The sequence below is a fragment of the Bradyrhizobium shewense genome (genome assembly GCF_900094605.1).
Lineage (GTDB): Bacteria > Pseudomonadota > Alphaproteobacteria > Rhizobiales > Xanthobacteraceae > Bradyrhizobium > Bradyrhizobium shewense.
In genome coordinates this window covers 60666-78400 of the sequence record NZ_FMAI01000032.1, presented here as the reverse complement: position 1 = coordinate 78400, position 17735 = coordinate 60666, and the positions used below count along the sequence as shown (strand labels likewise).

Annotated in this window: 18 protein-coding genes; 10 read left to right on the top strand and 8 right to left on the bottom strand. The window is 64.2% G+C overall.

Annotated elements, in window-relative coordinates; translation table 11 throughout:
* A partial coding sequence (locus GA0061098_RS37175; protein ID WP_165637845.1) for an IS110 family transposase occupies positions 1–253 on the bottom strand: 253 nt, incomplete at its 3' end.
* 292 nt (positions 254–545) lie between these two features.
* Here GA0061098_RS37175 and GA0061098_RS37170 point away from each other — a divergent pair.
* From GA0061098_RS37170 to GA0061098_RS37160, 3 genes are all read left to right on the top strand, one after another.
* The gene (locus GA0061098_RS37170; protein ID WP_283808030.1) at positions 546–1787 is read left to right on the top strand and encodes an MFS transporter; all 1242 of its coding nucleotides are present in this window, start codon (positions 546–548) and stop codon (positions 1785–1787) included.
* A gap of 135 nt (positions 1788–1922) precedes the next feature.
* Positions 1923–2534: a PilZ domain-containing protein gene (locus GA0061098_RS37165; RefSeq protein ID WP_026202686.1), complete on the top strand. Its 612-nt coding sequence runs from the start codon at positions 1923–1925 to the stop codon at positions 2532–2534.
* 331 nt (positions 2535–2865) lie between these two features.
* A complete protein-coding gene (locus tag GA0061098_RS37160; protein WP_028141141.1) occupies positions 2866–3489 on the top strand; it encodes a transglutaminase-like cysteine peptidase in 624 nt (207 codons plus the stop codon).
* Between the two features lie 118 nt (positions 3490–3607).
* Here the strand turns inward: GA0061098_RS37160 and GA0061098_RS37155 are convergent, their stop codons facing one another.
* The 4 genes from GA0061098_RS37155 to GA0061098_RS37135 all read right to left on the bottom strand — a co-directional run bounded on the left by GA0061098_RS37155 (position 3608) and on the right by GA0061098_RS37135 (position 10076).
* Positions 3608–5365, bottom strand: a complete 1758-nt coding sequence (locus GA0061098_RS37155) for a CYTH and CHAD domain-containing protein (protein ID WP_091966298.1) — start codon at positions 5363–5365, stop codon at positions 3608–3610.
* Positions 5366–5815: 450 nt separating this feature from the next.
* Positions 5816–7174, bottom strand: a complete 1359-nt coding sequence (locus tag GA0061098_RS37150) for a metal-dependent hydrolase family protein (RefSeq protein WP_091966297.1) — start codon at positions 7172–7174, stop codon at positions 5816–5818.
* Positions 7175–7411: 237 nt separating this feature from the next.
* Entirely contained in the window at positions 7412–8959 is a 1548-nt protein-coding gene (locus GA0061098_RS37145) for an FAD-dependent oxidoreductase (protein ID WP_165637844.1), read from the bottom strand.
* Between the two features lie 409 nt (positions 8960–9368).
* Positions 9369–10076, bottom strand: coding sequence for a GntR family transcriptional regulator (locus GA0061098_RS37135; protein WP_091966294.1), 708 nt, complete (start codon positions 10074–10076; stop codon positions 9369–9371).
* 270 nt (positions 10077–10346) lie between these two features.
* Here GA0061098_RS37135 and GA0061098_RS37130 point away from each other — a divergent pair, with 270 nt between their 5' ends.
* From GA0061098_RS37130 to GA0061098_RS37105, 6 genes are all read left to right on the top strand, one after another.
* Positions 10347–11333, top strand: a complete 987-nt coding sequence (locus GA0061098_RS37130; RefSeq protein WP_091966293.1) for an ABC transporter ATP-binding protein — start codon at positions 10347–10349, stop codon at positions 11331–11333.
* Positions 11334–11375: 42 nt separating this feature from the next.
* Positions 11376–12665, top strand: a complete 1290-nt coding sequence (locus tag GA0061098_RS37125; RefSeq protein WP_165637843.1) for an ABC transporter substrate-binding protein — start codon at positions 11376–11378, stop codon at positions 12663–12665.
* A gap of 5 nt (positions 12666–12670) precedes the next feature.
* Positions 12671–13624, top strand: coding sequence for an ABC transporter permease (locus tag GA0061098_RS37120; RefSeq protein ID WP_091966291.1), 954 nt, complete (start codon positions 12671–12673; stop codon positions 13622–13624).
* 3 nt (positions 13625–13627) lie between these two features.
* Positions 13628–14506, top strand: a complete 879-nt coding sequence (locus GA0061098_RS37115; RefSeq protein ID WP_091966290.1) for an ABC transporter permease — start codon at positions 13628–13630, stop codon at positions 14504–14506.
* A gap of 37 nt (positions 14507–14543) precedes the next feature.
* Positions 14544–15275, top strand: coding sequence for an aspartate/glutamate racemase family protein (locus tag GA0061098_RS37110; RefSeq protein ID WP_091966289.1), 732 nt, complete (start codon positions 14544–14546; stop codon positions 15273–15275).
* 177 nt (positions 15276–15452) lie between these two features.
* On the top strand, positions 15453–15947 hold the full coding sequence (locus GA0061098_RS37105) for a hypothetical protein (protein ID WP_091966288.1): 495 nt from the start codon (positions 15453–15455) through the stop codon (positions 15945–15947).
* Between the two features lie 175 nt (positions 15948–16122).
* Here GA0061098_RS37105 and GA0061098_RS37100 read toward each other — a convergent pair whose 3' ends face one another.
* Both GA0061098_RS37100 and GA0061098_RS37095 read right to left on the bottom strand, forming a co-directional pair.
* On the bottom strand, positions 16123–16500 hold the full coding sequence (locus GA0061098_RS37100) for a hypothetical protein (protein WP_091966287.1): 378 nt from the start codon (positions 16498–16500) through the stop codon (positions 16123–16125).
* A gap of 103 nt (positions 16501–16603) precedes the next feature.
* Entirely contained in the window at positions 16604–16942 is a 339-nt protein-coding gene (locus GA0061098_RS37095; protein ID WP_091966286.1) for a hypothetical protein, read from the bottom strand.
* A gap of 94 nt (positions 16943–17036) precedes the next feature.
* Between GA0061098_RS37095 and GA0061098_RS45380 the strand changes: the two genes are divergently transcribed.
* Entirely contained in the window at positions 17037–17201 is a 165-nt protein-coding gene (locus GA0061098_RS45380; protein WP_165637842.1) for a hypothetical protein, read from the top strand.
* 3 nt (positions 17202–17204) lie between these two features.
* Here the strand turns inward: GA0061098_RS45380 and GA0061098_RS37090 are convergent, their stop codons facing one another.
* Positions 17205–17735, bottom strand: coding sequence for a gamma carbonic anhydrase family protein (locus GA0061098_RS37090; RefSeq protein ID WP_091966285.1), 531 nt, complete (start codon positions 17733–17735; stop codon positions 17205–17207).

Below are 17735 nucleotides of genomic sequence, written 5' to 3'. Positions count from 1 at the left end.
CGAAGTGACGGATCTGAGCCGGATTGATCACTACCAGCGGCAGTTGCGCTCCGGTCAGCGCCGCAGCGACGACTGTCTCGAAGCCGCCAGTCGCCTCCACCCCGATCAGGGTCGGCGGACAGGCCACAAGCCGCGCAACAAGGTCTTCCAAGCCCTTGCCGTCGCGCCCGACGGCAAATGCTTCTCCGCTCGGACGCATATGAACGTCCAACCGGTCCTTCGATACATCGATGCCAACATAGATCGCGTCCATCTGCACCCATCCTTGCGCAACCGGGCTCGCCAGGCGGCCCTCGCGACTGTTCGGGTTCAATGGAACAACGGACGGGGCGCCGCGCTGAGGTGCGGGCTTCAAAGCCCTTGGATGAAGCGGTCTCCCGTCCGTTACCGCACCGGATACTCTATCCGATCCAGCGATTCGAGACTTACAAGGATGACGGTGGAGTGTGCCGCGACGGTGCATGGCAGCTCTTCGTGCGCGTCGAAGTCTTGAGCCCTTACTTGCGACCGTGTAGGGACGAATTGAATCCCACCCAGGTGCCCCCTTGAACCTCCTCCCCCAAAATCCCGTGGCTGCGTCCGGCTCGTTCGCGGCGATGAAGTCGGTGCCGTACCGGCTCCAGTTCATCGCCTACGTGCTGGCGATGATGGCTGACAACATCGAGCATGTGATCAGCTATTGGGTGGTGTTCCAGAAATTCCATTCGCCGGCGCTGGCGGGTTTTGCCGTGCTGTCGCACTGGCTGCCGTTCCTGCTGTTCTCGGTCGCCGTCGGCGGGCTTGCCGACCGGTTCGATCCACGCCGCATCATCCAGTGCGGCATGCTGCTGTTCATCGTGGCATCGAGCGGATGCGGCTTCTTCTTCATCACCGATACGATCCAGATGTGGCACGCGATGCTGCTGCTGGTGATCCATGGCTGCGCCGGCGTGTTGTGGCAGACGCCGAACCAGCTGCTGCTCTACGACCTCGTCGGCCCCGCCGACCTGCCGAGCGCGGTGCGGCTGAACGCGATGGCGCGCTATCTCGGCATTCTGGTCGGGCCTGCCGTCGGCGGAATCATCATGCTGACGCTGGGCACCTCGCACGGCATCATCTTCAACACGCTGTTCTATCTGCCGATGCTGCTCTGGCTGTTCTGGGCGCCGGTGCGCGACAACAGCGTGGCGGTGCGGCGCTTCGCGGTGCGCGGCCTTGCCGACATCGTGTCGACCATCCGCGCCATCGGTACCCAGCCGACCCTGACCGCGATGACCTGGCTCGCCGGCCTCACCTCCTTCATGATCGGCAATGCCTATCACGCCCAGATGCCGGGCTTTGCCGGCGATCTCGGCCATGGCGATCCCGGCGTCTCCTACAGCGTGCTGCTCGCGGCCGATGCGGCCGGCGCGGTGCTCGCCGCTATCGCGCTGGAGTCCTGGGGACGATTGAAAGGCACGCCGCGCACCGCGATCCTGCTGGCCATGCTCTGGAGCGTGGCGCTGCTCGGCTTCGCCACAGTGCGGATCTACCCGGTTGCGATCGTGCTGCTGTTCTGCGCCGGCTTTTTCGAGCTGTCGTTCAACACCATGGCGCAGGCCCTGGTGCAGCTGAATGCCCCGCACGACATTCGCGGCCGCGTCGTCGGTCTTTATAATATGGCGGGGCTCGGGATGCGGGCGTTCAGCGGCATCACCGTCGGGCTGTTTGGCGCGGCGATCGGCATTCACTGGTCGCTCGGGCTGTCCGCCGCGGTGCTGCTGGCGCTGCTGCTCCTGCTGCAGCGGCGGGCGACGAGGCCGGCTTGAGCCCCCCTCCGGGTGTGGCTTTCCGAACGCATTGTGTCTGTCCGTTACCGCCGCGCCCGATCCTAACGCGGCATTAACCCTATGCACCTTAGGGTCGTCCCGGACTCCGCCCGGGCGGGGGGTCGGGTGTTGAAAATGGCGTTGGCGAACAAAAAATTTCTTCCTGCCGCCGAAGAGCGTCGGCGTTTTCAGCGGGTGAAGGTGCACCTGCTCGGCCGCTACATGCTGCCGGACCGCCGCGAATTCCCCTGCCAGGTGATTAACATGTCGCCGGGCGGCCTGGCGCTGCTCGCCCCCGGCATCGGCAATGTCGGCGACCGCGTCGTCGCCTATCTCGACCATATCGGCCGCGTCGAGGGCAAGATCACCCGCATCATCGACAATGGCTTCGCCATGACGATCGGGGCGACGCCCAGGAAGCGCGACAAGCTCGCGGCGCAGCTGACCTGGCTCGCCAACCGCGACATCCTCAATCTGCCGGAGGACCGCCGCCACGACCGTATCGTGCCGCGCAACCCGATCGCGGTGCTGACGCTCGAGGACGGCACCAAGATGACCTGCCGCATCATCGACCTTTCCTTGTCCGGTGCTGCCATCGCCGCGGAGAACCGGCCGCCGCTGAAATCGACGGTCATGCTCGGCCGGGTCCAGGGCCGCGTGGTCCGAAACCTCGAAGACGGCTTCGCGCTGGAGTTCGTCCACGCGCAGCCGATCGAGACACTCGAAGAGAGCGTTACCGCGCGGTAAAGCGCAAGGACGCCAAAACCCCTGTATTTCCAGCCCCGAAGGCGGCCTCCGCAATGCGGACGCCGCCTATTTCGCGCGTGATCATGGGCCTCGCGCCGGTTAACGGGCGGCCCGTTTGCACGTTGAACTGGCGGTTCCGCCAGCGTTTCCACGTTAATCGATAAAACTTGAATCAATTGCAGTTGTTTCAAATTTTATGAGAATTCGATTCAAGAATAGATCGAATTCGCCGCGCCTTTTACTTGTATTCGTCTCGACTTGACTTGGTTGACTTAGCGGCAACTCAAAAGCTCCATGCGAAATGTGGTCCCAACAAGAAACGGGGGCCGCAATGTTTGACTTCAAGGGACAGGGGAAAGGGCTGGCGCTGGCTGCCATGCTCTTCGGGATCAGCGCGGCAGCGCAGGCCGGCGAGAGCCGTCTGCTCTACGCGAGCCTCGGTGACACCACGCGTGCGCCGATCGGCTGGGTCGAGTTCTGCGCGGACAATACCGCTCAGTGCCAGGGCACGCCGGCACAGCCGCGCGACATCGTGATGTCGCAGGCCGCATGGCGCGACCTCGTCAAGGTCAATCGCTGGGTCAACGAGACCGTCAAGCCTTTGACCGACCAGGAGCACTGGGGCGTGATCGAGAAATGGTCGCTGCCGACCGACGGTTACGGCGACTGCGAAGACTACGTGTTGTTGAAGCGCAAGATGCTGATCGATGCCGGATGGCCGCGCCAGGCCCTGCTGATCACCGTCGTGCGCGACAAGAAGGGCGAAGGACACGCGGTGCTGACGGTGAAGACCGACAAGGGCGAGTTCGTTCTCGACAATCAGAACGAGAACGTCGTTGCCTGGACGGAAACCGGCTACCGCTTCGTCAAGCGCCAGTCGCAGAGCGATCCCAACGTCTGGGTCTCGCTGGGCGATACCAAGCCGGCGGTCTCCACCGCCAGCGCCAGAGATTAAGAACGAGACAAGGAGTTACGCGACCCGGTCACATCCCCACCCCTCCCCGTCCCAGACCGGTTCGCGCGCGGCCAGCCATCCCCCAATGGCTGGCCGCAACTTTTTGGGGGATGCGTGATCAGCCCTGTGAGGACCAAGGCACGCGCGCGGCGGTGAAATCGCGCCACGTGCCTTGCAAGGCGGGCTTGATGCCGATCGATGCACGCGCCTGCCAGCCGGCGATCGCGGCGGCGGCGATGGCGCTGTCGGGCTCGGCTCCAAGCCCGTCGAGCAGCGAAGCCGTGACCGCCATGTCGTTGTAGGTGCCGAGCTCCTCCTGCAGGCCAGCGAGTCTGCGGGCAAATTTCCTCGCGGACTTGCGATCGGCAAACAGCGGCAGCAGGAACTCGCTGAGATAACGCAGCCGCTTCGTCGAGAGTCGCACCCGGTGCAGCTCCTCCATCGTGAGCGACTTGAAGCGGCGGCCGCGCTTGAGCACCTTGGCGTACTGCTCCGACAGAATGCGCTGCGCGAAGTTGACGGCGGGCTCGGCGAGCCGGCCGAGATCTTCGGCGGCGACGTCGTTGCGCCAGCCTCGTGTCTCGATCCAGTTGCCGAGGCCGATCAGGAACATGGCACAGCGGCGATCGTCGAGCGCGTGATGGGCCTTGCGATAGGCGTCGGACTGGCGCCCGGCCGCAGCCCGGCCGAGCGCATCGAAGCCTGCGATTGAAGGGCAAGCCTTCGCGATCGTCGGCAAGGTCTCGCGCTGGAACACATCCCAGTCGCGTGCGGCGGACAGGTCTCGCGCCAGCCAGCGCGCCTCCGACCGCAGTGCGTCGAGATTGCTGAGCGCGCCGACCGAGCGCATCAGGTCGAGCGCCGATCGAATCCGGCGCAGCGAGACGCGCAGCTGATGCACTCCTTCCGGATTGCGCCCGTCCTCGGCCGCCGACAGCGACTGAAGCAGATGCAGGAAGCACGAGCGCAGGATCGTCGCGAAGGCTTCGTCGAGCATCACCGACGGATCGAGGCGAAGTTTTCGCGGGCGTCGTGCCGAGGGCGGCACGCCCGCGGCAAGGTCGAAGCCGCGCGCCGACTTGCTGCGGATGGACGGCTTCACTGCGCCGTGCTCGGCAAGCCGCAACGCGACCTCGTAGATCGTGCTCGCGCTGCCGCTCTTGAGCTCCAGCTCGATCTCGCTCACCGGCAGCGATCGATCACTTGCCGTCAGCACGCCATGATCGAACGCAACTTCAACGGTGCCGGACGGCAGGTCGATCATCCGCGCGTGACGGTGGACGTCGGCGGTGAAGACGGCTTCGAGCGGCTGCGCTTCGAGATGGCTGCGAAGCTTCTCCGGAATGAAAGGCATCGCCAGAGCGAGATCGGGCGCAAGCGAGGCCACGCCCGTCTCCCACTCGCCGCGGCGCAGCGGATCGTCCGCTGCATCGGTCTTCACGGTCTGCACGAAGCGCGCGCCGATCTGGCGAACGCGCAGGCTCAGGCCGTTGCGCCGAAGCATCCGATCGGGCGTGTCATAGTAGACGGATTTGAGGTGTTTTCGCGAGCCCTTGTTGCGCGCATTTGCCGCGATGACCGGCGCGACGTTGAAATGCGCCATGCGATCGGCATCGACGAGCAGCTTGAGCTCGATTTCATGGGGATGTGCGGCAAAGCTCGACCGAGTTGGTTCCGGAGCAGGCGGGGCATCTTGCGATGGCGTCTGATCACTCACAGCGCCCTCGACGATCGCAGGTTCCGCGCCGGGCTCGGCCGGTTCAATCTGCCTGAGAAAGCCCGCGACGACTTGCGTCCTCTTGTTGTCCTTCGGAACAGGATTTCCGTCCGGCGCACTCGGGGTTTTGCGAGCCGGTGTTGGGTCCGATTTCAGCATTTACGATGACATGACAGTTTAATGACAGGACGACAGCATATAGCCCGTCAGGCCGGCGAGGAATAGTCACGTAGTCGCGCTGCCTGATCATCGACACGACGTGCCAGACGCAGAAATCCTGCAAGGCTTGTCACAATTCGGCGTGCCATTACGAACGAAATTGCCCGCGAGCGCAGCAAGTGATCGATTTGACGAGCGAAATTCGCTGTTCTCGAAACCGAAACGAACGCATCAGCGAGTTTGACTCATGCTAGCCGAAAAATTCTTCCTGGTTCTGGAGACGCTTCCGATGACAGGCCGGGAATTATGACAAGCCCTGGGCGGTCTGCCGCGGTCCGGAGATCGCGGCCGGTTCGCGGCGCAGCAGGCTGGTTGCGGAGGATCGCCCCTAGGAGCGATCCCGCCACCTCATGTCTGGCAGGTGCAAGATGTGATCGACGTACGCGCTTGTCAGCGTGCGAGGATGTTCTTGTAGACCTTGCCGCCCTTCATGATCACCACAAAATTCTTCGCGGGATCTTCGATGAGCTTGATGTTGTCGAGCGGATTGCCGTCGACCAGCAGGAGATCGGCGAACGCGCCCTCCTCGACCACGCCGAGCTTGCCCGGATAGGGATTTCGCGGACCCGACAGGCTCAGCAATTCGGCATTGGCCGACGTCGCCATGGCCAACGCTTCGGCCGATGTGTACCAGCGCGTGAGCGCGGCCAGCATGGCGCCCTGTCGATCCGCCAGCGCCTGCGAGAACAGGACGTCGGTGCCGAACGCGGTCTTGATGCCGTACTTCTTCGCGAGCGCATAGACGCGGTCGGTTCCGGCGACCACCTGCCTCATCTTGTCCTGCTCCGCAGGTCCGAGCGCGGCTGCACCGGAGATATCCAGGAACGGTTGCGTGCTCAACCAGATCCCCTTCTCCGCAATCAGCTTTGCGCTCGCCTCGTCCATGAGATGACCATGCTCGATGCATCTGACGCCGGCCGCGACCGAGCGCTGGATCGCGACCGATGTATAGGCGTGCGTAGCAACATAGGTGCCCCAATTGTCGGCGGCTTCGACCGCCGCGCGCAGCTCGGGCTCGGTGAAGGTGGAGACGTCGAGCGGGCTGAAGGGCGATGCAACGCCGCCGCCTGCGGTGAGCTTGACCTGCGAGGCCCCTTGCATGAGCTGCTCGCGCGCGCGCACACGCACCTCGTCCGGACTGTCGGCCACCATACTGCCGCCGATCCGCTCCATGCGGCTGAGCATGCCGCCGATGGTTCGCGGCAGATCGGAGAGCTGGCGGAAGTCGCCGTGACCGCTGGTGACGGTGATTATGGCGCCGGAGGGATAGATGCGGGGACCTGCGACGAGGTCCTCGTCGATGGCCTGCTTGAGGCCGAAGCTCGGCCCGCCCATGTCGCGCACGGTGGTGAAGCCGCGCATCAGCGTGGCCGTCGCCTCGCTGGCGGCGAGCAGGTTGTTATAGCCGATATCGCCCGCAAGCGCGGCCATCGGCGTCGGGCGCACCAGCATCGCGTGCCAATGCGCATCGATCAGTCCCGGCATGAGCACGCGGCCGCCGCCGTCGATCACCTGACCGGCGGCCGCGATGTCCGCGGTCGAGATCTTCTCGATCTTCCGATTTCTGACCAGGACGTTGGACGCGACTGACAGCGCGGCGCTCTTACCGTCGAATATCCGGACGTTGCGAAACAGGACGACGGAGTCCTGCTGGGCCGGCGCCGAGGACGCGCTGCCGAGGACCATTGCAACGGCCGCAAGCAGCGTGGCGATTCCGGACACTCTGGCCGGCATCCTCAAACCCAACATGGCCGGCCTCCGCTGAGGTGCAGGGCTACGCGAGGGGGGTGATGGCAGGCACGCAACTTCTACGTGCCATTTGACGCCGACGTCTGGCCGCCGTCAACTGGCCACGGCGGCAAATATGCAGTCCTGCCATCTGCATTGACGAGAGGTCGCCGCGGTCGGGCTCCAATTTGAATCAAAGAGATATCGCCGCGTGCGAAATCAGGAACGCGCCCAGCGCGTCCGCGAGGTCCGCACGCCTCACTCTGCCGCTTCAAGATTGGCCGGTTTGTCGATGTCGCCGAGCGGAGACACCGCAGGGCCGTTGAGCGCGGTGCCATCCGGGGCGAATTGCGAACCGTGACACGGGCAATCCCAACATTGCTCGAGCGCATTCCAGTGCACGACGCAGCCGAGATGGGTGCAGCTTGCCGAATGCAGATGCAAATGTCCGTTCCGGTCCCGGCATGCTGCGATCTTCTTCAGGCCGCTGCGGACGAGGCGCCCCTCTCCGGGGCGAAGATATTCGACGCCCGCGATCTCGCTCGCCGTCAGATACTCCGCGAAATTCTTCAGCGGCGTGATGTTCTCGCTGATGAATTCGCCGATGTTCTTCTGAATCTTGCGTGCCGGGGCGTAGACCTCCTCCCACGGGCTCGCGCCGGTCATGACGAGATCCGCAATCAGCATGCCCGCCACCAGCCCGTTCGTGATGCCCTGTCCGGAGTCTCCGCTGACGATGAAGAGGTGCTCCTCACCAGGGCTGCGGCCAATGAAGCCGACGAAATCGCTCGGCTCCAGCACCTGACCTGACCATCGGTGAGTGACCTCGCGCAGCGCCGGCAATCGCTCGCGCGCCCAGCGTTCGAGCGCGGCAAGACGCTGTGCGCCGTCGTCCGCTTCACCGGACTTGTGATCTTCGCCGCCGATGATGACGAGATCCTCATCCGCAGAGAGCGGTTGAAGCCTGACATAGTGATAGGGATCGAGCGTGTCCCAATACAGCGCATCCTTCAGTGTGCCGGCCGGGATTTTGGCGGCGAGCGCATAAGTGCGGTAGGGCGCCTGCTTGGTATGGATCGCCACCTGCACATTGACCGGCGAATTCGTCGCGACGACTACATCGGCGGCGTGGACCTCGTAGCCCGAGGCGGTCGTCACGATCATGTCGCCACGCTCTTGCCGGATGCTTTCAACGCAGGTGTCGGCATAGAGCTGCGCCCCGCGGCGCTGAAGGGCGCCGGCTAGGCCAGCAAGATATCTGGTCGGGTGCAGGCGCGCCTGGCGGGCAAAGCGCAACGAGCGCACCAGACCCCCAGAATGGAATACGGTTGGCTCGGCGCAATTTTCGGCGGGGATCCCGAGCTTGCGACAGCAAGCCAATTCCTCATCCAGCTCGGATGCTGGCGTTTCGGGCGCCTGCACCCAGTAACCGTCGACACGCCGAAAATCGCAATCGATGTGCTCGTCGCGCTGAATGGCCTCGGCGCGGTCGATTGCGGCTTCGACGCTCTGATAATAGTGCCGCGCACAATCTGGGCCGCGGACCCTGACCAATTCGCCGTAGCCATCGTCGAGCGCCGTCGCCAGATGCGCCGTGGTGCGCGCCGTCATCCCGCTGCCAATGCCGCCGCGATCGAGCACGGCGACCGAACGTCCATGGCAGGCCAGTTCATAAGCCACCGACAGCCCGGCTATTCCGGAGCCGATGACAACGACGTCGACGCCCACGGTGCGCGACAGCGCGGGGGCATCCGCGACCGAAACATCCATCCAGAGCGATCGCGTGTACTCGTCCCGTACGTTCATGATGCTGCTCCTTCGAAAAAGAGAACAATGGGGCAGAACGCGAGTTCCTACCCGCCCTGCGGAGCGCAAACGCCGTCGAAAGTCACGGCGTTTGATTAGGAACATTCGTCGCGCTCGCGCTTGAACCGGCATGAAAGATCCATCACCAGGGATGCGCAGGGCATTACGTCATGCCCAACTGTACGGTCACTTGCTCGTCCGAAATGACAGGCTGTATTACCCAGGAGGTAACCATCCCATCTGCTCGGTGCAGCTTGCACGGGAGATGGTCAGGTCAGGATGGATGACGAAGCGAGGCGGCGAGTACGAGATCACCCCAGACGGGCAGCTCGCCGCAGAACGCGAACTCAGCCATTGACGCGGGACCGCTGCCCTGGCGGCGCTTCCCGGCACTAGCGATCGGTGCGGATCAGACGCCCAGCACGTCCGCAAGCCGCAGCTCGTCGGCGGCGGGATCCTTCAGGAACAGCTCGTCCTCGATCTCGGTCAGATGCGAGAGCATCTGCGCGCGCGCAGCCTGCTTGTCGCGCTTGCGGATCGCGGCGACGATGCCGGCGTGATGATCGGTGCCGCAAGCGGGCGTGTCGTGGCGGCGGTACAGCAGGATGATGAGCGAGGAGCGCGCGATCAGCTCCTTGAGGAAGCCGAGATAGATACTGTGGCCGCTCATCTCGGCGACGAGCTTGTGAAACTCACCGGAAAGCCGAACCGAGGCGCGCGCGTCGCCGCGCAGCTCGGCCTCGCGTTCCTCGGTAAGATGTTGCTGGAGACGATCGAGCCAGGCCGGCGACATCGCATCGATGGCGTGATCGACGATGGTGGGCTCGATCAGGCGCCGCGCCTCGAACACCTCGCGAGCATCGGCGGGCGTGGGGCGCGCGACGAACGCGCCGCGGTTCTTCTCGATGTTGACGATGCCCTCATGCGCAAGTTGCTGCAGCGCGGTGCGGACCAGGGTGCGGCTCGCGCCGTAGATCTCGCCGATCTCATCCTCGCCGAGCTTCGTGCCCGGCAGCAGGCGATGCTCGAGGATCGCGGCGGTTACGCCCTCCCGGATGCGGCTGACCCGATCGCTCGCGTCTGGCGCGTCGGATTTGGGGCGAGACTTGGCGGCCATTGGTTCGAGAGTTGGGCTTGAGGACTCGGTCGACGACGTTCGCTTTCGAATGTTAGTCGACGACCCGTATCCAATCACAGGCGAAACTTTATACAATCTTCGCCTATTTTGTGTGCAAATGACCGTGCAGGCGGCGGGCAGCCCGGATGCACCGGATTCGATCTAACGATCTGACTCCGCTGCACAGTTTTGAGAAATCGGCGGACCGAAGCTGGTTGGCACGGACCTTGCGGAGAGAGGCCGGAAGCACCGCCCCTCCTCGGACACGCCATGGCCACTCCCGCCGCTCTCGAACTGGTCGCCGTCACCAAGCGCTACGACACGACGCTGGCGGTCGACACCGTCAATTTGAAGATCCCGGCCGGCACCTATTGCTGCCTGCTCGGCCCGTCCGGCTGCGGCAAGACTTCGACCCTGCGGATGATCGCGGGCCACGAGGCGGTCAGCGAGGGCGACATCATCCTCGGCGCGCAGAACGTCACCGACCTGCCCCCGGCCGAACGCGGCACCGCGATGATGTTCCAGTCCTACGCGTTGTTTCCGCATCTGAGCGTGATCGACAACGTCGCCTTCGCCCTGAAGATGCGCGGCGTCGACAAGCCGACGCGGCACAAGCGCGCCGGGGAACTGCTCGAGCTGGTCGCGATGAGCCAATATGCGGGCCGTCTCCCGGCCCAGCTCTCCGGCGGCCAGCAGCAGCGCGTTGCGCTCGCGCGCGCGCTGATCACCGAGCCGCAGATCCTCCTGCTCGACGAGCCCCTCTCCGCGCTCGATCCGTTCCTGCGGGTGAAGATGCGCGGTGAATTGAAGCGGCTGCAGCGCGAGCTCGGCATCAGCTTCATCCAGGTCACCCACGGCCAGGAAGAGGCGATGGCGCTCGCCGACCATATCGTGGTGATGAACCACGGCCGGATCGAGCAGCAGGGCACCGCGCGCGACATCTTCCACCATCCCCGCACCGAATTCGTGGCGCGCTTCATCGGCGGCCACAACGTGCTCAGCGACGCCGGCAAGCTGATCGCCGTGCGGGCCGATCAGCTCGGCATCGCGCCGTTCACCGACGGCGCCTTCGGCGCGCCGGCGCGGCTGATCCAGACCGAGTACCAGGGCTCTTACATCGCCGTCTCGCTCACGCTCGACGACGGCACCGCCCTGTTCTCCCACGTTCCCGAAGCCACTTTCGACGTCCACCCGTTCCGTCCGGGCGATCGCGTGCTGGCCACCTGGGATCCCGCCAAGGCGCAACGCCTGCAATAGCGCCAATCGATCACTGGAATGCGCAACAGAGGAGTGACTGACATGAGCGAGACCATCAGGACAAAGGGCGTCAGCCGCCGCACGCTGCTCAAGGGCACCGCCAGTCTGGCCGGCCTTGCCGCCGGCTCCGGCGCCATCACCGGCTTTCCCTATGTGAAGTCGGCCGAGACCAAGGTGCTGCGCTATCTCGGCACCGCCGTGAACGAGGGCGACGACATCTCCAAGCAGTGCCTGAAGGACACCGGCATCAAGATCGAATACATCACCGCGACCACCGACGACGTCACCAAGCGCGTGATGACCCAGCCGAACTCCTTCGACGTGCTGGACACCGAGTATTTCTCGCTGAAGAAGATCGTGCCGTCGGGCAACATCCTTGCGCTCGACGCCAGGAAGATCAAACAGTTCGACAACATCACGCCTGTCTTCACCAAGGGCGAGACGCCCGGCGGCAAGAAGATCGGCGGCCAGGGCACCGCGCCCTGGAAGGTGCTCTATCTCGAAGGCAAGGACTCCAAGAAGTTCGCGACGTCGGCGACTGAATTCGTCACGCTGATCCCGACGGTCTACAACGCCGACACGCTGGGTATCCGCCCCGACCTGATCAAGCGTCCGATCAGCTCGTGGTCCGAGCTGCTCAACCCCGAATTCAAGGGCAAGGCCTCGATCCTCAACATCCCCTCGATCGGCATCATGGACGCCGCAATGGTCGTGGAAGCCACCGGCAAATACAAATACGCCGACAAGGGCAACATGACCAAGGAAGAGATCGATCTCACCATGAAGGTGATGACCGAGGCCAAGAAGGCCGGCCAGTTCCGCGCGTTCTGGAAAGACTTCAACGAGAGCGTCAACCTGATGGCATCAGGGGAAACCGTGATCCAGTCGATGTGGTCGCCGGCAGTGACCAAGGTCCGCTCGATGGGCATTGCCTGCACCTTCCAGCCGCTGAAGGAAGGCTATCGCTCCTGGGCCTCGGGCTTCTGCGTCTCCAAGGGCGTGTCGGGCGCGAAGCTCGAATGGGCTTATGAGTTCGTGAACTGGTTCCTGTCCGGCTATGCCGGCGCCTATCTCAACCGCCAGGGCTACTACTCCGCCGTGCTCTCCACCGCGAAGGCGCATATGGAGCCCTACGAGTGGGCCTATTGGATGGAAGGCAAGCCGGCCGAGAAGGACATCAAGGCACCCGACGGCTCGCTGCTCGAAAAGGCAGGCGCCGTGCGTGACGGCGGCTCCTATGAGGACCGCATGGGCGGCGTCGCCTGCTGGAACGCGGTGATGGACGAGAACGACTACATGGTCCGCAAGTGGAACGAGTTCATCGCAGCGTAACCGACATGTCGGAAGAAGTTCTGCAACAGGCGTCCCCGGGCTTGATCCCGGGGTCGGGCACAGCGCGCGCCGCAAAGCCGACGCGCCTGTCGCCGTCCTTCGTGTCCTGGCTTCAGGCCGGGCCGATGATGCTGGTGTTTCTCGCCTTCTTTCTCATTCCGCTGGTGTTCGTCGTCATCGTCTCGTTCTGGGACTACAACGAATACCAGTTGCTGCCGGCCTTCTCCGGCCGCGGTTACACCGACACGTTCGAAGGCTGCATCGCGCAGCTGCCCGATCTCTGCACGATCGGGCGAACCTATGTCATGACGCTGAAGCTCTGCTTCCTGGTCTGGGCGATCACGCTGTTCATCGGCTTCTGGGTCGCCTACTTCCTCGCCTTCCACGTCAAGTCCAAGACCTGGCAGATGGGATTGTCGCTTCTCTGCACGATCCCATTCTGGACCTCCAACGTGATCCGCATGATCGCCTGGATCCCGCTGCTCGGGCGCAACGGCCTCGTCAATTCCGGCCTCGTCAAGACCGGCCTGATCAACCACCCGCTGGAATGGCTGCTGTTCTCCGAATTCTCGGTGGTGCTGGCGCTGGTGCACCTCTTCACCTTCTTCATGGTGGTGCCGATCTTCAACTCGATGATCCGCATCGACAAGTCGCTGATCGAGGCCGCCTATGACGCCGGCGCGACCGGCTTTCAGACGCTGGTCAACGTCATCATTCCGCTGGCAAAGCCCGGCATCGTCATCGGCTCGATCTTCGTCATCACCATCGTGATGGGCGACTTCATCACCATCGGCGTGATGGGCGGCCAGCAGATCGCAGCTGCCGGCAAGATCATCGAGACGCGGGTCAACGCGCTGCAATTCCCGGCCGCCGCGGCCAACGCCGTGATCCTGCTCGCGATCACCTTCCTGATCATCACCATGATGTCGCGCATCGTCGACATTAAGAAGGAGCTCTAGAGCATGAAGGAAGGACGCCCGCGTTCGTTCTACGTGCTCGCGATCTTCTTCGCGGCCTATGTGCTGTTCCTCTACGGGCCGATGATCGCGATCTACGTGCTGTCGTTCCAGGGGCCGCAGGGCGGCCTCACCTTCCCGATGAACGGCGTGTCGACCTTCTGGATCGCAAAGCTGTTCCAGGGCACCGGCATCGTCGATCTCGGCGCGGCTTTCCGCCGCTCGCTGCTGCTCGGCGTGATCGTGATGATCGTCACCGTCGTGCTGTCGGTCGCCGCCGGCATGGCCTTCCGCAGGAAGTTCAGGGCGCAGAGCATTCTGTTCTATTCGGCGATCGCGAGCCTGATCGTGCCTTCGATCATCACCTCGCTCGGCATCTCACTTGAGTTTCGCATCATCGACGATCTGATCAAGGCGCATTGGAACGAGAATTTCGAGACCTCGATGGGCCTGCTCACATCGGGTCTCGGCGCACACCTGACCTGGACGTTGCCGTTCGGCCTGCTCATCATGTTCGCGATCTTCAACCGCTTCGATCCCCGCCTCGAGGAAGCCGCGCGCGATCTCGGGGCGACGCCGTGGCAGACGTTCCGCCATGTCGTGCTGCCGATCATCCTGCCTTCGGTGATCGGTATCGGCCTGTTCGGCTTCACGCTGTCCTGGGACGAGCTCGCCCGCTCCAGCCAGGCGATCGGGGCGGTGAATACGCTGCCGCTCGATCTGCAGGGCCTGACCACCACCGTGACGAATCCCGACATCTATGCGCTCGGCACCGTGATCTCGGCTGTCTCGTTCACGGTGATCACGCTTGCGCTCGGCACCATCCACATGCTCAACAAGCGGCAGGCGGCCAAGGGTTCGGACGCCGGCAAGGGCCTTGTCTGAGAAGGGACTTGTCTGCGAAGGGACTCGTCTGATCGAAATGCGACTGCACATCGTCAATCCCAACACCACTGTTACGATGACGGCGAAGATCGCCGCTGCAGCGCGCAGCGTCGCCCTGCCCGGCACCGTGATCGACGCGCGGCAGCCGACGATGGGCCCGGTCTCGATCGAGGGATTTTACGACGAAGCCTTCGCCGTGCCCGGCATGCTCGGCTGCATCCGCGAGGCCGACCGCGATGGTGCGGAGGCCCACATCATCGCCTGCTTCGACGACACCGGCCTCGATGCTGCGCGGGCGGTCGCCAAGGTGCCGGTGATCGGCATTGGAGAGGCCGGCTTTCACATGGCGAGCCTGGTCGCCGCGCGCTTTGCCGTGGTGACGACGCTCGGTGTCTCCATCGTGCCGATCGAACATAATCTGCGGAAATACGGCCTCGCTGATCGCTGCGCCCGCGTGCGCGCCGCCGAGGTCCCGGTGCTGGCGCTCGAGGAGCGCAACACGGACGCGCTCGCAAAGATCTCCACGGAGATCACGGCCGCGATCCGCGACGACCGGGCGGAAGCCATCGTGCTCGGCTGCGCCGGCATGGCCGATCTCGCCGCTGAGCTCGCCACTGCTCACGGCCTGCCCGTGATCGACGGCGTCGCTGCAGCAGTGACGCTGGCGGAATCACTGGTGCGGCTGGGCCTGAAGACCTCCCGGCTCGGACCCTATGCGGCACCGCGCGCGAAGACCTATTCCGGGCCGTTTGCGCCGCTTCAACCTTGATTCCCGCGCCAGGGCGGAGCCTTGGAGGCCGCAAGGCCCGCTGATTCCTGGTTTTTTGGCCCTTAGCCTCTTTTTGGTCCCATTCCTTGCGGAAACGTAACACTTTCGGGACGCCCCGGCGACCTCTGGTTGCCGGTCTTCGCCACTCACCAAGTTTCAATTTGGGTTTTGTCAGCGATGATCGATCTCGCCCAAGACACACCGTCGAACCCCCTGCTTCGCCTTGGCGCCCAGCCCATCGCGCTGACCGCCGCTGCGCTCCTGCTCCTGATCGCGGGGGTTACCTCGATCACGATCTGGCGGGCCTATACCGGCGCCGCTCCTGAAGCCGACCGGGTGGTGGCATCGCGGCAGCTCCAGGCCCGCACGGCCCAGGCCTCCGAGCAGCTGGTCGAGAAGACCAAGGGACTGGAGGCGACCCAGCAGGAATCGATCGACCAGCTCCAGGTCGTGCAGGACCAGCTCCAGACGATGAAGCGGCTGATGGCGGCGCAGCAGGCCGACACCAAGCGCCTGTCCGAACAGGTCGCATCGCTGAACGAGTCCATCGACGGCTTAAGGCAATCGTTCGCCAGCGCACGGGCGACCGAGGTTGAAACGCCCTCGGTTACCCGCAGGAAACCGGCGCGGCACCGTGTCCAAGCCAGTGCGCGAAAGCGCTCGCGCGGCTGAGCGTCCGCCACGCGGTGGAACTTTTATTTTCGCGACTTGTGAACTGGATCACATTCAGGCGAATGATTCCGCGCGATGGTCGCCCTTACCGGATGGCGTGAGCCGATTTCAATGTCCGGGGCTGGCAAGGTCGTTGACGGTATACTGCGTCAACGGCCTTGTTTTTTGTGGGCCCCTACTCGCAGACGTCCACGCGGCGGATACGCCAGCCCGCTGGCGTCATGACGCGCTTGCGCGACACGTAGCAGCCGCCATAACCGTCGTTGTAGTCACCGTAGCCGGTACTATAATAGGTGGGACCGCCGTAATAGGGGTAGCCGTAGCCGTAATAACCGCCGTAGTAGCCGGCACCGGCGATGCCCGCCCCGATCGCGACACCTGGCCAGAAGCCGCCGCCGTGCCAATGGCCGCCATGGCCCCAGCCGCCCCCGCCGTGCCCCCAACCGCCATGTCCCCCGCCGCCATGTCCGAATCCGCCTGCGTGGGCCACCTGCGGCGCCGACAGCCCGACTGCCGCGACGGCCAGCGCCGCCATCATCATCCTACGTAACATCACTTGATCCTCCGCGTGGACACGCTCCACGCTTCAAAGCAGGGTCAAGCTAACGTCACTTGGGCATTCGGGACAGCCACGCTGTCTCACTTCCGCGCGAGCATCAGCAGCCGCGGCAGATGCTCTTGAGCTTCTTGTCGAGCATCCGATTCTCGGCATTGACGGTGGCATCAGCGCCGCCGCCTGTGCCGCTGCCGGTCGTAACTCCGGAGCCCGGGCCGGACGACTGAGCCGTACCCAGGCTGTTGGTGCCGGGCGGTGGAGCCGGCGAGTTGGCGACGCCTCCGCTCGAACCGACGGAGCCTCCCGCCGATCCCGCGGCGCCTCCGGTCGATCCGGCAGAACCGCCACTCGCCTGCGCGAACGCGACGGCCGGCATCGCCGCAAGGGCGAAGATCACCATCATGGTCTTGATTGAGACGGTTGCAGGCGATGCGGCCATGAGACTTCTCCTTTACCGGTCAACCGCCGCGGCGAAGGCCGGTTCCGGAACAAACGCCGTCACATCAGCTTGAAAGCGAGGAGGCTCAATCACGATGACCGATCCCGATCCTTTTGCAGAAGGCGAACGCGCCGCGCGCGACAACATCCCGGCCGAGGCCAATCCCTACACCGACGGCAGCGACGAGCACGCGCTCTGGGCTGCCGGCCACGAGAAGGTTGCAGGCGCGATCCAAGCGCGCGAATCCGAGGGAAGCTGAGCCTCAACCGATCCGCTTCAGGCCCTTTTTGAAGCGCGGACCATTGGCGACGTAGAACCTCGCCGCGCTTCCCATCTTCTGCACCTGGGCGTCGTCGAGCGTGCGGATCACGCGCGCCGGTGAGCCGATGATCAGCGAACGCTCGGGAAACTCCTTGCCCTCGGTGATGACGGAACCGGCTCCGACGATGCTGTTGCGGCCGATCTTCGCCCCGTTCATCACGATCGAGCCCATGCCGATCAGCGCGCCCTCTTCGATGGTGCAGCCGTGAAGGATGACATTGTGGCCGACCGTGCAGTTCCGGCCGATGTGAAGCGGAAAGCCGAGATCGGTGTGGCAGGTCGAGCCGTCCTGCACATTGGCGCCTTCGCCGATCTCGATCCATTCATTGTCGCCGCGCAACACCGCGCCGAACCAGACGCTCGCACCCGGCTTCAGGCGCACGCGGCCGATCACGGTGGCGGTCTCGGCGATGAAATAATTGCCGTCGGCGGGAAGGTCGGGCGCCTGCCCGTCGAGCTCGTAGATCGCCAT

Excerpts from the sequence above, each read along its gene's own strand:
- GA0061098_RS37165 (WP_026202686.1), top strand. The coding sequence starts at position 1,923 with ATGGCGTTGGCGAACAAAAAATTTCTTCCTGCCGCCGAAGAGCGTCGG.
- GA0061098_RS37160 (WP_028141141.1), top strand. The coding sequence starts at position 2,866 with ATGTTTGACTTCAAGGGACAGGGGAAAGGGCTGGCGCTGGCTGCCATG.
- GA0061098_RS37155 (WP_091966298.1), bottom strand. The coding sequence starts at position 5,365 with ATGCTGAAATCGGACCCAACACCGGCTCGCAAAACCCCGAGTGCGCCG.
- GA0061098_RS37150 (WP_091966297.1), bottom strand. The coding sequence starts at position 7,174 with ATGTTGGGTTTGAGGATGCCGGCCAGAGTGTCCGGAATCGCCACGCTG.
- GA0061098_RS37145 (WP_165637844.1), bottom strand. The coding sequence starts at position 8,959 with ATGAACGTACGGGACGAGTACACGCGATCGCTCTGGATGGATGTTTCG.
- GA0061098_RS37135 (WP_091966294.1), bottom strand. The coding sequence starts at position 10,076 with ATGGCCGCCAAGTCTCGCCCCAAATCCGACGCGCCAGACGCGAGCGAT.
- GA0061098_RS37130 (WP_091966293.1), top strand. The coding sequence starts at position 10,347 with ATGGCCACTCCCGCCGCTCTCGAACTGGTCGCCGTCACCAAGCGCTAC.
- GA0061098_RS37125 (WP_165637843.1), top strand. The coding sequence starts at position 11,376 with ATGAGCGAGACCATCAGGACAAAGGGCGTCAGCCGCCGCACGCTGCTC.
- GA0061098_RS37120 (WP_091966291.1), top strand. The coding sequence starts at position 12,671 with ATGTCGGAAGAAGTTCTGCAACAGGCGTCCCCGGGCTTGATCCCGGGG.
- GA0061098_RS37115 (WP_091966290.1), top strand. The coding sequence starts at position 13,628 with ATGAAGGAAGGACGCCCGCGTTCGTTCTACGTGCTCGCGATCTTCTTC.
- GA0061098_RS37110 (WP_091966289.1), top strand. The coding sequence starts at position 14,544 with ATGCGACTGCACATCGTCAATCCCAACACCACTGTTACGATGACGGCG.
- GA0061098_RS37105 (WP_091966288.1), top strand. The coding sequence starts at position 15,453 with ATGATCGATCTCGCCCAAGACACACCGTCGAACCCCCTGCTTCGCCTT.
- GA0061098_RS37100 (WP_091966287.1), bottom strand. The coding sequence starts at position 16,500 with ATGTTACGTAGGATGATGATGGCGGCGCTGGCCGTCGCGGCAGTCGGG.
- GA0061098_RS37095 (WP_091966286.1), bottom strand. The coding sequence starts at position 16,942 with ATGGCCGCATCGCCTGCAACCGTCTCAATCAAGACCATGATGGTGATC.
- GA0061098_RS45380 (WP_165637842.1), top strand. The coding sequence starts at position 17,037 with ATGACCGATCCCGATCCTTTTGCAGAAGGCGAACGCGCCGCGCGCGAC.
- GA0061098_RS37090 (WP_091966285.1), bottom strand. The coding sequence starts at position 17,735 with ATGGCGATCTACGAGCTCGACGGGCAGGCGCCCGACCTTCCCGCCGAC.